Annotated in this window: 14 protein-coding genes and 1 pseudogene; 7 read left to right on the forward strand and 8 right to left on the reverse strand. The window is 35.4% G+C overall.

The features are described from left to right. Positions 1–50: 50 nt before the first annotated feature. From ACQKOF_RS24460 to ACQKOF_RS24480, 5 genes are all read right to left on the reverse strand, one after another. Positions 51–782 (reverse strand): ABC transporter permease, encoded by a 732-nt coding sequence (locus ACQKOF_RS24460; protein WP_427562828.1) that lies wholly within the window; start codon positions 780–782, stop codon positions 51–53. Next, on the reverse strand, positions 779–1,627 hold the full coding sequence (locus tag ACQKOF_RS24465; protein ID WP_427562831.1) for an ABC transporter ATP-binding protein: 849 nt from the start codon (positions 1,625–1,627) through the stop codon (positions 779–781). The genes ACQKOF_RS24460 and ACQKOF_RS24465 overlap by 4 nt, the downstream gene beginning before the upstream one ends. Positions 1,628–1,775: 148 nt before the next feature. After that, a complete protein-coding gene (locus ACQKOF_RS24470; RefSeq protein WP_427562834.1) occupies positions 1,776–2,732 on the reverse strand; it encodes a LytTR family transcriptional regulator DNA-binding domain-containing protein in 957 nt (318 codons plus the stop codon). 3 nt (positions 2,733–2,735) lie between these two features. Then, a complete protein-coding gene (locus ACQKOF_RS24475) occupies positions 2,736–3,323 on the reverse strand; it encodes a dienelactone hydrolase family protein (RefSeq protein ID WP_427562837.1) in 588 nt (195 codons plus the stop codon). Positions 3,324–3,509: 186 nt separating this feature from the next. Next, positions 3,510–4,334: a methyl-accepting chemotaxis protein gene (locus ACQKOF_RS24480; protein WP_427562840.1), complete on the reverse strand. Its 825-nt coding sequence runs from the start codon at positions 4,332–4,334 to the stop codon at positions 3,510–3,512. A gap of 422 nt (positions 4,335–4,756) precedes the next feature. On the opposite strand from ACQKOF_RS24480, the gene ACQKOF_RS24485 reads away from it, so the two are divergent. The 4 genes from ACQKOF_RS24485 to ACQKOF_RS24500 all read left to right on the forward strand — a co-directional run bounded on the left by ACQKOF_RS24485 (position 4,757) and on the right by ACQKOF_RS24500 (position 10,006). Further along, positions 4,757–5,806, forward strand: coding sequence for an NAD(P)/FAD-dependent oxidoreductase (locus ACQKOF_RS24485; protein WP_427562843.1), 1,050 nt, complete (start codon positions 4,757–4,759; stop codon positions 5,804–5,806). Between the two features lie 53 nt (positions 5,807–5,859). Next, complete coding sequence (locus tag ACQKOF_RS24490; protein ID WP_427562846.1) at positions 5,860–6,672, forward strand: helix-turn-helix domain-containing protein; 813 nt, start codon at positions 5,860–5,862, stop codon at positions 6,670–6,672. A gap of 1,025 nt (positions 6,673–7,697) precedes the next feature. After that, positions 7,698–9,212 (forward strand): DEAD/DEAH box helicase, encoded by a 1,515-nt coding sequence (locus tag ACQKOF_RS24495; protein ID WP_427562849.1) that lies wholly within the window; start codon positions 7,698–7,700, stop codon positions 9,210–9,212. 17 nt (positions 9,213–9,229) lie between these two features. After that, positions 9,230–10,006 carry a YqhG family protein gene (locus ACQKOF_RS24500; RefSeq protein WP_427562852.1) on the forward strand — a complete coding sequence of 259 codons (777 nt, stop codon included), beginning with the start codon at positions 9,230–9,232 and terminating at the stop codon, positions 10,004–10,006. 164 nt (positions 10,007–10,170) lie between these two features. On the opposite strand, the gene ACQKOF_RS24505 is transcribed toward ACQKOF_RS24500, so the two are convergent. Then, positions 10,171–10,494 (reverse strand): ArsR/SmtB family transcription factor, encoded by a 324-nt coding sequence (locus ACQKOF_RS24505; RefSeq protein ID WP_427562855.1) that lies wholly within the window; start codon positions 10,492–10,494, stop codon positions 10,171–10,173. Then, positions 10,491–10,916, reverse strand: a complete 426-nt coding sequence (locus tag ACQKOF_RS24510; protein WP_370048991.1) for an SRPBCC family protein — start codon at positions 10,914–10,916, stop codon at positions 10,491–10,493. Before ACQKOF_RS24510 ends, ACQKOF_RS24505 begins: the two co-directional genes overlap by 4 nt. 175 nt (positions 10,917–11,091) lie before the next feature. Here ACQKOF_RS24510 and ACQKOF_RS24515 point away from each other — a divergent pair, with 175 nt between their 5' ends. From ACQKOF_RS24515 to ACQKOF_RS24525, 3 genes and pseudogenes are all read left to right on the forward strand, one after another. After that, complete coding sequence (locus ACQKOF_RS24515; RefSeq protein WP_427562859.1) at positions 11,092–11,730, forward strand: LysE family translocator; 639 nt, start codon at positions 11,092–11,094, stop codon at positions 11,728–11,730. 226 nt (positions 11,731–11,956) lie between these two features. Then, a pseudogene (locus ACQKOF_RS24520) lies at positions 11,957–12,154 on the forward strand (tyrosine-type recombinase/integrase); the annotation flags it as partial. Positions 12,155–12,343: 189 nt separating this feature from the next. Continuing rightward, the gene (locus ACQKOF_RS24525; protein WP_427562862.1) at positions 12,344–13,414 is read left to right on the forward strand and encodes a DUF1835 domain-containing protein; all 1,071 of its coding nucleotides are present in this window, start codon (positions 12,344–12,346) and stop codon (positions 13,412–13,414) included. 319 nt (positions 13,415–13,733) lie between these two features. Here the strand turns inward: ACQKOF_RS24525 and ACQKOF_RS24530 are convergent. Next, the coding region (locus tag ACQKOF_RS24530) for an IS30 family transposase (protein ID WP_427562865.1) at positions 13,734–14,421 on the reverse strand (688 nt) is incomplete at its 5' end.

The raw sequence follows: 14,421 nt of genomic DNA on the forward strand, positions 1-14,421 counted from the left end.
TGAATTTGGTGTGGTAACTACATTCTACACGAGGTCGTTATGGGCTTCCTTTATATTGACTTCTGGGTGTTGCACTTAATATTACAATCCGTCTTATAAATAAATCCTGCTGTAATCCAAGTTACTAGTGACCAAACAATGATTGTAGCCATTGGAATAATGACGTCCATTGTTGTGTATGAGCCTTCTAAAGCCTCTGCTAATAGTATTAATTGAGAGCTTGGTAACCATTCTGCAATTTTTAAAATAGGAAAGGCAGACGATAATGTTAGGGCAAAAGAGCCGAACGTGAAAATAAGGATAACAGGTAGAATGATAAGGGACCCTTCCATAACCGTTTTAGCGAATAATCCACATAATGTTCCTATTGCAATATAGAACACAGTCGAAAGTATTAAAGCGATAGCTAAGATGAAAATATTAGCTGGGCTATAGCCAACAATGAAAATAGTCAAAGCTACTATTACCATTGTAAGGATAAAGACAAACAAGCTTTTACCTATTAAAATATCGCCAAGTGAAGCAGGGGAAAGCATGAGACTACGAAGCGTATTTTTTTCTTTCTCCTCTGCAATTAGACAGCATTGTACGTAGGTAGTCACCATAGAAAATGCCATATTTACCGTAAGGAGATAGGTGTTGATATTATTTCCACCTGTTTTATTAAAGAAAAATGCCATAATAAGTGGCAAAAGTACCATAACGGATACCGCATAGTTACGTGAAAATTCCTTATAATCCTTCATTAAAATAGCCTGAATACGTGTCATTGAAATGTTCATACTAAATCACTCCCTGTTATTTGCATAAAAATATTACCTAGTGTTGGCTCGTTTGTATAAATGCGAGAAACTTCGTTAGATTGCATCCATTGAAACAGTTTTTCAGCATCCTGTTCTCCATTTTGAATGACTTCGCAAGCACCATTTTTTAATTCAACTGTAATAGATTCATCGCCAAACTCTTTTTTCAAATCCTTTGGCGCACCAATTGCTCGAATTTTACCTTTATGTAGGAAAGCTACACGATCACAAAGTATTTCGGCTTCACTCATATCATGTGTTGTTAAAAATATTGTCGTACCCATCTCGTTTAATTTACGCAAGCCATTATAAATATGCTGTGTATTAACAGGATCGAGTGCAGAAGTTGGTTCATCTAAAAATAATAATTCTGGCTTATGCATGATGGCACGTGCCAGCGTAACACGTTGCATCATTCCTTTAGAGAGCTGACTAATTTTCTTTTTACGATCAGCGTATAAGTTAACAAAATCCAACGCCTCTTTTACGGCTGATTTAGGTAATTGATATAAGTTACTGTATAGTAATAAATTTTCCTCGATTGAAAGTCGCGTATATAGTCCGCTATTATCTGTTAAAATACCGAAGCGTTTACGATTATTACTTTGTTTCATCTCATTTGCTGGGCGGCCAAACAATAAAACGTCGCCAGCAGTTTTTTCAGTTTGTGCAGTTAATATTTTAATAGTAGTAGTTTTTCCGGAGCCGCTGGGTCCAAGAAAGCCGAATATTTCTCCTTTTTGAATGGTAAAGGAAACATCCTGTAATGCTGCTTCCTTATTAAATGTTTTTTTCAAATGCTGAACATCGATCACTGCGTTCATTTGAAAACCTCCCTGTGTTGTTGTTGATATCTAAACTATAAGGGACAATAAGGCTCTCAACATTAAATTACAGGTGAAAGGCAGTAAAATGACCTTTAGCGGAGAAATATTTCAGCTGACAGGAGTCGTTTATTTCCTGGGAAATCTACTAAATTCCGAGTATTTCCTTTAAATCTGCGAGCTTATTTTTCGACAAAGGTACTATGGTCTTTTCAGTGCTATTTAAGGCTAGGCTGTAGCTATTGCGAGTCCATGTAATGATTTCCCGTACCTTTTGTAAGTTAACAATATAAGAGCGATGACTTCTAAAGAAGCCGAACGGTGTCAATTTTTGCTCAAGCTCATTTAATGATAATGTACATGGATAGGCTTCACCCACAACATATAGCGAAACAACACCCTCAACACTTTCGATATAATCGATTTCAGGGGGATTAAATAAAATGATCTTATCGTTTTTCTTTGTAGGGATTTTATCAAGTCGAATTGGTGCATTTTCAAAAGAGGGGGAAGCTGTTTCTGTCTCCTCTTCTTTAACATCTAATGCATGTAAGCCTAATGTATCCAGTCTATGAACTTCTGTACTCGAAATAATTAAATCCTCAAGATTGTTAGATAGTAAAATGACTGTTTTATTCTGTTTTTGAAGGGTATCCAATAGCTGAATGACTTTTTGCTTGGAAAACTCATCTAAGTTTTGGAATGGTTCTTCTAAAACATGTATCTGTGCCTGATTGAGATATGTATGAATCAGTTTTAAACGTTGCTTTTCTCCATTTGAAAGCTTGCTTATTTTAGTGTTCTTTTGCTCCGTTAAAGCGAATAATTTTAATAGATCCTCCATCTTTTCAGAAGAAGCATTGAAAAGCTTTAAGCAAAAATTGATATATTCTCGAACTGTCAGTCGCTCATACAAAGCATTTTCACGAAAATGTGTAAACGTATTACGTTGCTTCGTAAACCATTGTGTTAATGTATGTATTTTTGACACATCCGTATAGATGCCAATAATAATGCCAGGCTGCATAGATAGGTGAAAGTTTGGATAAATTACATTTCCTCCTTCTATATAAGGGTCAATAATTATGCTTTCAATTTGGTTCATTACTTAGTCCTCCTTGACCTTCTTAATTTCTAAAAATTGTGAGATTTCAGCCTGTGCTTGTAAATAACTTTCATAACAATAGTTTGAATGATTGAAGTCCATAAAACTATGCTGACCTAGATATTGTCTCGTGTGAACAGATGGTAATGTATCGAGTGTTTCCTTTAATTCATGGACATTAAAACTTTTCTCATGACTTGGTAAAATAACGAGTGTCGGACAAGAGGGGATTACATCCAGGTATTGGCGGATACGTGAACCATAAACGCAAACGATTCCATGTAATGGGAGTGTTGATAGTCTCCAAGCTAATGTTGCGCCTACACTAAATCCGATTAACAGCACTTCATCATAAAGTGTCCTCGCTTCCAATATTTTTTCGGTTAATTTTTCGAGAGGAGTGTCAAAGCCAACTTCATTTATGAAAAACTCATAGGCTACCTGTTCTTGTTCGTATGGAAATATTCTACTATTTAAATATAAAGAAATGCACTCAACAGTAGTGTTAGAGTTACTGTGTGCCCCAGCTTGCATTTCTATAAAATCGTTAACTCCATAAATCTCATGTAAAATAAATATTTTCCTTTTCATTTCAACCTCGTTTTTGCTTTTTTCAATAGTGTACCAAAAAGTAATCATATCGTATATTTTAGAAATTTTTGGGTTTGATTTTATTATTCTGGTATATTTATTTCGAAACAAAAAATCCGCGCAGACTTATGTGGTTCTTGATTTGACCACATAAAGCGGGGCGGATTTTTCCATTGATATAAGACTTTATTTCATTACGTTAGACATAAAACCCTTCATTTCCATACTAAGCGTATTAAGCTCATCAATAATTTCACTAAAGTCCTGAACGAGTTGTGCCTGTTCGTTTGTGGCACCATTTATTTGAGTCATGTTTTGCTGTAAACTTTCAAGATTATGATGGATGCTTCGAAGCGAGGATTCAATGTTATCAGTAGCAGTCGTTGTTTCAGTAGAAAGCTTGCGAACTTCTTGTGCTACTATATTAAATCCGGCACCATGCTGGCCTGCTCGTGCTGCCTCAATCGATGCATTTAATCCAAGTAGATTTGTTTGACGAGAAATACTTTTTATTAAATCAGTAATACCATTTGTTTTTTCAGCGTCCTCTAAAGCGAATTGTGTTTGCTTATTAATTTCCTCACTAGTTGCAGCTAGCTCCTCCGAATGAGAGGCAATTGTATGTACTTTATCCTGTAGGTTTTGGATAATATCATTCATAGTAAGAATATATTTCTCCATTTGGAGAGAATGGTCAATAGGTAATCCAAAGGCTAGCGCGCCTACGATATGTCCATTTTCACGAACAGGAAAAGAAAATGCGTTAAAATCTACTCCATAAACCTCTTTTGGGACAGGTGAATCAGTACTTTTGCCTTTAAGTGGGAGATGTAAAATTGCATCATCTGGGTGAACTTTTTGTCCATTTTTATAACCAGCATCTATCCGTTTCCCAGGTAAATAAGTAATAATGCTCTCACTCTCTTTTTCTACTACTGCCATCATGGCCTCGCCCTTCATAGCTAAATGAATGTAAGGCATTGACGTTGATAATGCTTCAAGAATATTCATAGTGACCTCCTCAATAGTAAGGCTCTGTAGATTAACAATAACCTTCTGATAAAATCGTAATTCTTCGCAAGAAACACTTCTTTAATTGTATGAAAAAAGGAGGCGAATAAAAAGACTCACTTAAAACTATTTTCCTTTCAAAATATACGAAAGAAGGTTCTACTGCTTAGATATAGAAGAAAATTAGGATTCTGTAGAATGAATAGATTTAGATTTTTTACTATACATGTACAAAATAACACAAAAAAATAAACGGATAATTACATGTACTCAAAAAAAATATTTTGCTATCATTTTATTTGATAATGATTATCATTATCGTATAATGAGATTAAAGAAGATAATAGTGATGCTTGATGGTTCTAGTTCAGCTCAATTCTATTGTGGAAGTGGTTAGTAACAAAATGAAAGGTGTGTAAGCATTGGTAGAAAAAGAACTATTTGATGTAACAATAATTGGTGGAGGACCAGCAGGTTTATATTCCAGTTTTTATAGTGGTCTACGTGAGATGAAAACAAAACTTATTGAATCACAGCCACAGCTTGGCGGAAAAATCCATGTCTATCCAGAAAAAATGATTTGGGATATTGGTGGTTTAACACCAATTACAGGAGGACAGTTAATTGACCAATTAATTGAACAAGCCTTGACCTTCAATCCTTCTATTTACACAAATGAAAAGGTTATTTCTATTGCCAAAAATGAGGAAGGACATTTCGTTATTACAGCTGAATCTGGAAATATTCATTATTCAAAAACGGTGATTGTTGCTATCGGTGGTGGCATCTTAAATCCGCAAAAAATTGAGATTGAGGGTGCAGAGCGCTTTGAAGTGTCCAATTTAAATTATACCATTAAATCTTATGAGAAATTTAAGGATAAAGCGGTCATTATTTCTGGAGGCGGGAATACAGCAGTAGACTGGGCGTTAGAATTAACGGAAATTGCATCAAAAGTATATTTAACGTATCGAAAAGAAGCGTTATCTGCGCACGAGGCTCAAATAACAGAACTATTAAATAGCACGATTGAATGTCACTTTAATTCTGAAATTACTAAGCTTATTGCAGACGATCAAGAAGGAATGATTAAAGCTGTTGCTTTATTAAATCATGAAACAGGAAACACAATAGAAATTCCTGTAGATGAAGTTGTCATTAGTCATGGCTATTTACGAGATAAAGAACTGTTGGATAATAGCCCGCTAGCAATAGAACGGATAAAAGATTATTTTATTGCTGGAACAGTTCATAGTGCATCTTCAATACCTGGACTTTATGCAGCTGGAGATATTTTGCACCATGAAGGTAAAATTCATCTAATAGCAGCCACTTTCCACGATGCCCTTCATGCGGTTAATAGTGCGAAGAAGTATATTCAACCAGACGCATCAGACGGTGGTATTGTGTCTTCACATAATGAAATTTTCAAACAGCGTAATCGTAAGCTTTTAAAGGGAATTTTACAGTGAAAGCGAATAGATAAAACTTTAAATTATAAGCATTGAAAAAGGGTATAACAACAATGGATATGCAAGATGTAATTGATTTATATACAATGGCCCCATTAACATTTGTTGATGTGATTACAGAGAAAATTACTTCTGAAACTCTATTAATTAGCTATAACACGATGCGAGACGCAGGTGGTTTAATATTTCCGGTAACAGGTACAGCGAAAATTCTTATTGACGGAACATATTACGTATTAGATAAAGGTAAAATTATTCATGTTGGTCCTAATTTAAATATACAGCGTATTGTTGCGAATAACACAAAATTTAACTACGCGGTTATTCATTTTAAGCTACCAGATGAATCAATAGCTGAATACCCTCTATACAATAGTCATTTTGTTATTGAAGTAGAGGATAATATGAAGTTGATGAATATGTTACAGCAGTTAATACAAAATTACCTTATCCGAAGTAACTTATCATTTCTTCAATCGAAAGCGTTATTTTTGAATATTTTAGAGGAAATTATTTTATTAGTTAAAATGATGGATTACCAATATAAAAAAGAAAATATATCGGTAATCATGGAGTATATGCAAGAGAACTTTGCAAAAAACATTACGGTATTAGATATTGCTAGCCAATTCAATATAGAGCGCAGAAAGTTAACCTATATATTTGAAAAAAGAATTGGAGTAAGTCCTACTGCATATTTAACCGATTTGCGTATTCAAAAATCCAAGCTTTTATTAAGAACCTCGAGTTTAAGCATTAAAGAAATTGCCGAAAGAGTAGGGTATATGGATTATTTTTACTTTAGCCGTGTTTTTAAAAAAGAGACAGGTTTATCACCTACTCATTTTCGCAAACATATGAATTAAGCAGCACCTGTTGGAAAAAGTTCATCAGGTGTTTTTAGTGTTGAAAAATAAAATGGTTCAAGGAAATCTTTGTGAATATTGAGGTGCTTTAACTTCTTTCGGCAAATGTCTTTTGTACCGAAAGCGTAGCGACAGGTACAGATGTTTTATGTAACGTAAGTGAAACGGCCAGTTACAGAAGTCTCCACCTCTATAAGTGGTGAGATGAATGCGGACTTAAGTTACTTTTCAGCGGATGTACAAACATCCGCTGAAATAGAGGAACTCAGTCTAAGAACGCCACGTCCTGTGGCATTACCGAAATGACCGACATCGTGTCGGCCCTCCTGCAGGCCTAAACACAAAGCCGATTCCGGACGCGATTATGCCGAGGCATAATTGATTTTGCTTAAAAGGGATTGGATTTGCATAGTAACGAATATTGCAGGCGCGGTAATCATGGAGTATACATAAAAGAACTTTGCAAAAAATAATACGGTATTAGATACAACATAGAGTGCAGAAAGTTAGCATATTTATTTGACAAAGAATTGGGGTAAGTCCTAGTTATGAACTTCGAGTATAAGCAGAGTAGGGTATATGTTTTTTTACTTTAGCTGTGTTTTTTAAAAAGGAACAGGTTCATCACCCACTCATTTTTGCAAGCTTTAAATTAATTGGAGAGCATGCCAGAAGATAATACTATGTAGAATGGTTGATTGGAGTGGAGGCTGTGTGACTCCTCGGGGATCAGCGTCACAGATGAGACCCTGGAGCGTAGCGGGTAGGGGAACGAAGGCTAAAACATCATGTCCTGTGATAAGCCTTCGTGATCAACATCATGTTACTGTCGCTACGTTAATACTACGCTTTCGCACAAAAAGCATCTGTTGCCCCGACGCCCTCAGGAAAGCGCCCAGCCTGAACGGAAATCAACTACTCGCTTTGCCGGAGCATAGTTTACTTTTTAGTTATTCTTCTTAAAACCTTAACATAGCTTTCTCTTTTTTGGACAACCTAAACTTTAGAAATAATGGCATGAGGTGATGATCATGAAAATAGAAAGGTCGTCCGAATGGGAAGAAGGCTTTATCAATAAACTAAATTCACTTGAAAAATGGGATAGTTGGACATTGTACAAGATGAATTATGACATTGTGAAAATGAAGTTAATTACTGATTTCACAGGTTTACAGGCGACAAAGTATTTACCAAATTTAAAGCCGTTTAAGCACCAGTTGGAAGCAGCAGAAACAGTGATTGAACGTATGAATGGTAAAGCGATTTTAGCTGATGAGGTAGGTCTTGGTAAAACAATTGAAGCAGGTTTAATTTTAAAGGAATATCTGATTCGAGGACTCGTAAAAAGAGCGTTAATATTAGCTCCAGCATCTCTTATTAATCAGTGGGTTGAAGAATTAAATATAAAGTTTCACATTCCGGCAATAGCTTATAAAAAAAATGTTCCGATAGAGCGCTACGATGTCCTTATTATGAGTCTGGATACGGCAAAGAAGAGTCCTCATAAAGAGCGCATTTATGAGCAGGATTACGACATGATCATTATCGATGAGGCTCATAAACTAAAAAATCATAAAACCCAAATTTATGAATTCGTACAAGGTTTAAAGAAAAAGTTTTGTTTATTATTAACGGCAACACCGATTCAAAACGATGTCTTTGAATTATTTTATCTTATTTCTTTACTTAAGCCTGGTCATCTTGGCAATTATGATACATTTCAATCTGCATTCTCGGCAAGTAAGCATGATTTAGAGCATGATGATTATTTAAAGGAATTAGTGAACCAGGTGATGGTGAGGAATAGGAGAGAGGACACGGGTATAGAATGGACAAATCGCCGTGTTCAAATTGTTCCTATCCAATTTACAAAGGAAGAAGAGGAAGTTTATAATCTGCTCGGAACGCTGCAAAATACAGCCTCTTTTTCAATGATTACATTGCAGAAGGAAATGTGTAGTAGCAAAGAAGCAACAGCTTTAACATTATCTAAAATGATTGAAGACAATGCACAATCACAAGAAATTGAAGAAATACTAGCAAAGTTAATGGCCTTAGAAGTGAATTCAAAGGCGAAAAAGGCACTTGAAATAATCGAACAGGCCAAGGATAAAGTGATTATTTTTACAGAGTATAGAGCTACTCAAATTTATTTGCAATGGTATTTACATTCTAACGGTATAACGAGTGTCCTGTTCAACGGTAAATTCAATAAAAGCAAACGTGATTATATGAAGCATCTTTTTAAAGAAAGGGCACAGGTTCTAATCGCAACAGAGGCAGGTGGTGAGGGGATTAACCTTCAATTTTGTCATCATGTCATTAACTATGATTTGCCTTGGAACCCTATGAAGCTAGAGCAACGGATTGGTCGTGTACATCGATTAGGGCAAGAGCATGATGTTCATATTTATAATCTGGCTATTGCCAATACGATTGAAGAGAACATATTAGCATTACTTCATACGAAAATTGATGTTTTCGAAAAGGTAGTAGGCGACTTAGATGCGATTCTATCTAACTTTAAAGAATCTGTATAGTGTAAGGGAGAAGGACCATGTATCCACAGCAAGTTCATAGTTATTTACGCCAATTTTTTAATGAAAATGATTGCCCTATATTAGGAGAAGACCATCATTATCTTACTGTACAATTAACCGTTGATATCGATAAAAGAATAATGAATCGACCTTTTTATTGGCAATATGTAGAAGCTACAAACAGTGAGGCAAATCCAGCTCAAGTAACTTTCATTACAAATCAAACAGTATCAGCTGGGAGCCTTTATGGCGAAGCTATTCATTTTGGTTCTCCGAGAATGAACCAGCTTTTTCAAGCAACAAGGGAGTTAGGGGCTTATGTTCAGCTTTTTGAAAAGGTGGATAACGCAATAGGGCAGGTTATCCTTACTCCTTGGCTTGGTGTTAATTTTAAAGTGTCGTATTGTTGCGACCGAACGAAAGAAATGCTTTATTCATTTGGCATAAACTTGCTAACTGGGATAATAAAAGAGGATTTTCACGAGACGATATGTACATCTGAATTTGACACTGTTCTAGCGGACAATGCTTTTCATGTACAATATATCATTAAGCCTCTTAGAGCACTTGAAAGATTAAATGCTACTATTGAAAAGATCATTGAACGAGATGACCATTCATGGGCTACTGAAGCAAAAAAACGATGGCAACGTGATCAGCGAGTACTCGATTATTTTTATGAAGAAGAAGACAAGCCAGAATGCTATGACATCGAAAAGAAGGCATTAGAGGAACAATACGATACGAAAATTAAAATAGAAATTATTAATGGTGGATTATTTTATCTTTATTAAACGAGGAGCTGTCCTAATAGTAGGGACAGCTCCTTGCCATTTTAACTTCTTTCAGCGGTTGTCCAAACACCCACTGAAATATAGGAACTCAGTCTAAGAACGCCACGTCCTGTGGCAATTTATCTGTGTGAAAGCGAGGCGACAGCAACAATAATGCCGAGGCATTATTGATTATTTTCAAAAATACTTTGAAGTTGCGCCAATTTATTATCCCAAAATAAATCAAAGTACTGTAACCAGTCTTCAATTTCTTTTAGTTTGTCAGCATGTAATGTGTATATTTTTTCTCTTCCCTTTTTCTGAGCAGAAACTAGCTCAGCCTGTTCTAAAATTTTCAAATGCTTCACGACAGCAGTTCGGCTTATAGAAAAATTTTCAGAAATAAGTGAGATGGGTTTATCACTTGAGGCAAGTAGCTGTAGGACATGACGTCTTGTCGGATCAGCGATTGCTTGAAAAACATCATACTTTACAGCAAGCTGTGTCATTGTGATTCCACAACCGCTTTTAATTTTTGACCGACAATCATTGTCCAGCCGCCATCCATATTTTTTCGAACAGCTTCAGTAGGCATTTTAGCTTTAGGAATGATATGTGAAGCTTCTTTCCAGCCGCCATGTGTTAACGTGAACTCTGTTTGCTCACCAACTTCTTTCAGTTCAAAAGTGATAAACCAGCCATCTGTATCCCATGCAAAACGAACAAAATGTGGAGCATTAATTTGTTCTACTCGACATGGTGAAGGGCCAAACGGTGACTGTATTGTAAATTCATGACCTTCAATTGCCTTAAAATCATTTGGCATAAGCCAAGAAGCAATCTTTTCAGCGTCCGTTACTGTTTCCCATACTTTTTCAATTGGTGCATTGAGTGTAACGGTTTTAACAATATTCTCTAGTTTTTCAGTCATTTAAAATAAACTCCTTTACAAAAATATAACCTTAAGGTGTTATGAATATATAACACCTTAAGGTTATATGTCAATTATAAATACCTTGGATAAATTTTCATCACGTCTTTTTGAATAGCTTTACATATGTTAAAATTATTTTTATAATTTTCTGACTAAAAAGGAGGGCATTAAAATGGTGAATGTATCTGTCTTTTTATTAATGTGCATTTTATTAATTATTTTGCCTGGCCCGGATACGGCAATCGCAACAAAAAATACACTTACTATAAGCAGAAAGGGAGGCTTACAGACTTTACTCGGTTCGTGCTGTGGATTATTGATTCATACTTTTGCAGCAGTTGTTGGACTTTCTGCGATTATTGTAAAGTCAGCATATGTATTTGCCATTTTAAAATACGTCGGAGCGGTCTATTTATGCTATTTAGGTGTTAAAACTTTATGGACTTTACGAGCAATACGTACGCTGTCTCCTGTTGTGCAAGATGAAACTCAAATTGATCACAAATATTCGAATCAATCTTGCTTTAAGCAAGGCTTCTTAACGAACGTTACCAATCCGAAGGTGGCTGTATTTTTCCTCACATTTTTACCTCAGTTTGTAGATGGCAAGAGCGGTACATTTATGCCGTTTCTTATAATGGGGCTTATTTATACTGCGCTAACAGGACTTTGGTTTGTATTTTATGTTTACTTGCTGGATAAAATCAGCACATTTATGAAAAAGCCAACGACGAAGGCTGTAATAGAAGGATTGACAGGTACAGTGTTAATTGGCTTTGGTATTAAGCTAGCGTTAGAAAAAGCCCATTAAGATTAAATAGACTAAACTAATAAGAGGATATTATGTTCAATATAAGAGCATATATCCTCTTTTCTTATATATATTAGATTTGTTAATCAGATGTTGTTAATATCGTTTAATATGTATATAATACAATGGAACATATGTTTGTTTTTAGTGGGAGATGTAGCCCACATCGGTTGGCGTAGTGAGGTCTTTAGACCGAGCGTTAAATATTTTTTAGGGGTGAAGTGCTATGAGGGTACAAGATGTTCTCATAGAGAATAACAACAAGAGATACATATTACTGGATCAAGGGGGGTTCCCTGTAATGCCAGTTATGAAATATATAAAGTATTTAGATAAGACAGGAAAAAGCCCTAATACCCAAAAAACATATTGTTATTCCTTAAAACATTTTTATACCTACTTGAATCAATTTCATAAATCATATGTTCCAAGAGTTTAGACTGCTCCTTTGAAGAAAACTTACGTTTTTAAAAATTATGCTGCTTGAGTTTGTACTTGTAATAAAGCATTTAGACGATCCACTGCCAACTTGCAGGCATTATAAATAAACGTCACCAGGGCTTACCAGGCATTTATTCAGAAAATCAATAGAACGAAGAGGAGAGTTCAAATAATGAAATTGGATACAGATAAAGTCTTGCAATCTTTAACAGAAGAAGAAATTTACTCTTTCATGCGAAATGTCTTATTACGGTTGGATTTCTTAGAAACTACGGAATACCCAGAGAAACAATTCATAAAAGACATAATAAATTTGAAAAAAAGATATTGGGAGATGTATGAACACCGTACCGATCCCCGTAGAGATTACGAAGATCAACAAGTAAGTAAAGTTCATATCGTCTTCGATCCTTCTAGTAGTGGGACTTTGAAAGTTGCGCTACGAGATGTCCTCGCAGTAGAAGGTGAAAAGGTTATTGCTATTTCCGATACATTTTCAGTGGGCCCTATTTGGCAATTACATACTGAAGAAGGTTTGCAAAACCGAAAAGAATGGTTGTTCTATCATATTAATCTAGATGAAGAATATATGGATGATTATAGAGAAAAGTTTACTAAAGTTCGTGCACAAATTGATGCCATTCCAGATGATATTCCAATCAACATTTGGTACGGGGATAATGGTCACGAACAAACGGGAGTGCGACTGGCTCTTTATTTATTAAAAGAAAAGTCGAATCCAATCATAATGATTAATGCCACTAAAGAATATAGTACTGTTTTTTCAGAAAAGAGAACAGACGGCTATCCACTTAAAGTAGCCGAAATCATACCGGAAAAATTAGCAGCCATCTATCAAGAGACTTCAACTAAAGAAATTACACTTGTGCAGCGAAGGGAGTTAGAGGAGGAATGGCTCACTTTATCTGAAAGTGATAAAAAGCTTCGATTATGGCAAAATGGTCATATTCATTCTGTATCGGAGGATTATTTAGATAACTTTATTATTCAATCCATGGAAAAACTTAATAAAGAACGGAAAAATAATGACTTTATCAAATCTGCTAGATTAATTGGTGAGGTCATTGGTCACTCTTTGCAGGTTGTAGGTGATGGATTTATAGAATATAGAGTTAGAGAGCTTATTGTAAACGGGATATTTGATATTAAAGGTGTGCCTAAAGCGATGAGATTCTACGAAGTTAAGTTTCGTTCTCCCCAGATACTGACTGGTAAAGATTAATGAATGCTTGCGGAATAAAGTGTTTTTAAATATTCAACGATATTCTGCAATCTGGTGCGATTACTGAGCAAGAAGTATAAGGGTGATACATATTATACATAACTAATATGTATCTTCCTTTAGTTTTTATGACTTTTTACAATTTAGGTCTTGATAATAAAACAAAGTTTGATAATTTAAAATAAAGATTGATCATTTTATAATAAAGTTTGATTAAAAATCCTGTGTTGATATGTAGGCTTTTTTCTTATTCCACAATCGGGCCATTATCTGGAATAACATTAATAAATATAATTACTCTTTTGTATATGATGATTTGTCAAATTAAGTGCAACAATTGCTCATTAAAAGCCTCGTTTGCAGTTTTCCAACCAAGACATTTTCTTGGTCGGTTGTTGATATAGTTTAATGATTCTGTTAGTTTTTCTGGTGATACTTCTTCGAAATTTGTTTGCTTAGGAAAGAACTCGCGAAGTAATCCATTTCCATTTTCGTTACTTCCGCGTTGCCAAGAAGAATAGGCATCCGCAAAATAAACATCGATTTTCAAGTCTTTTTCTAACACTTTATAGCAGCTAAATTCTTTACCTCGGTCTGTTGTGGCTGTTTTTATAGTGCCTTTTGGTAATTTGGTATGAAGTAGACGTACTGCTCTTTCCATTGATTGAGCTGAGCGATCCGGTATCAAAAAGCCAATATACCACCGTGTCATTCGCTCAATAAATGTTGCTTCACAACCTTTTGCTTTCCCACGTCCAGATACAACTGTATCTAACTCCCAATGTCCAAAGGTTTCACGTTTACGTACTTCTTTTGGGCGTTTAGAAATTGGTGTGCCAATGTTAAATCTTCCTCTTGTTTCGCAGGGCTTTTGGCGCTTTCCTTTTTGACGGAGAATGGTTATAGGCACTTCTAAAAGACCATCGTAAATCCAGCGATAGATGGTTTTAAAACTCAGCTGTCCTTGATATAAGCGGCCGACAATTTGTTCAGGCGACCAAGTATCC

Origin of the sequence: Lysinibacillus sp. NPDC093190, assembly GCF_050280425.1 — a bacterium.
GTDB lineage: Bacteria > Bacillota > Bacilli > Bacillales_A > Planococcaceae > Lysinibacillus.

Bases quoted from the DNA above. Each gene is read 5' to 3' on its own strand.
- ACQKOF_RS24490 (WP_427562846.1), top strand. From the start codon at position 5,860: ATGGATATGCAAGATGTAATTGATTTATATACAATGGCCCCATTAACA.
- ACQKOF_RS24510 (WP_370048991.1), bottom strand. From the start codon at position 10,916: ATGACTGAAAAACTAGAGAATATTGTTAAAACCGTTACACTCAATGCA.
- ACQKOF_RS24465 (WP_427562831.1), bottom strand. From the start codon at position 1,627: ATGAACGCAGTGATCGATGTTCAGCATTTGAAAAAAACATTTAATAAG.
- ACQKOF_RS24470 (WP_427562834.1), bottom strand. From the start codon at position 2,732: ATGAACCAAATTGAAAGCATAATTATTGACCCTTATATAGAAGGAGGA.
- ACQKOF_RS24525 (WP_427562862.1), top strand. From the start codon at position 12,344: ATGAAATTGGATACAGATAAAGTCTTGCAATCTTTAACAGAAGAAGAA.
- ACQKOF_RS24460 (WP_427562828.1), bottom strand. From the start codon at position 782: ATGAACATTTCAATGACACGTATTCAGGCTATTTTAATGAAGGATTAT.
- ACQKOF_RS24515 (WP_427562859.1), top strand. From the start codon at position 11,092: ATGGTGAATGTATCTGTCTTTTTATTAATGTGCATTTTATTAATTATT.
- ACQKOF_RS24475 (WP_427562837.1), bottom strand. From the start codon at position 3,323: ATGAAAAGGAAAATATTTATTTTACATGAGATTTATGGAGTTAACGAT.
- ACQKOF_RS24500 (WP_427562852.1), top strand. From the start codon at position 9,230: ATGTATCCACAGCAAGTTCATAGTTATTTACGCCAATTTTTTAATGAA.
- ACQKOF_RS24495 (WP_427562849.1), top strand. From the start codon at position 7,698: ATGATCATGAAAATAGAAAGGTCGTCCGAATGGGAAGAAGGCTTTATC.
- ACQKOF_RS24480 (WP_427562840.1), bottom strand. From the start codon at position 4,334: ATGAATATTCTTGAAGCATTATCAACGTCAATGCCTTACATTCATTTA.
- ACQKOF_RS24505 (WP_427562855.1), bottom strand. From the start codon at position 10,494: ATGACACAGCTTGCTGTAAAGTATGATGTTTTTCAAGCAATCGCTGAT.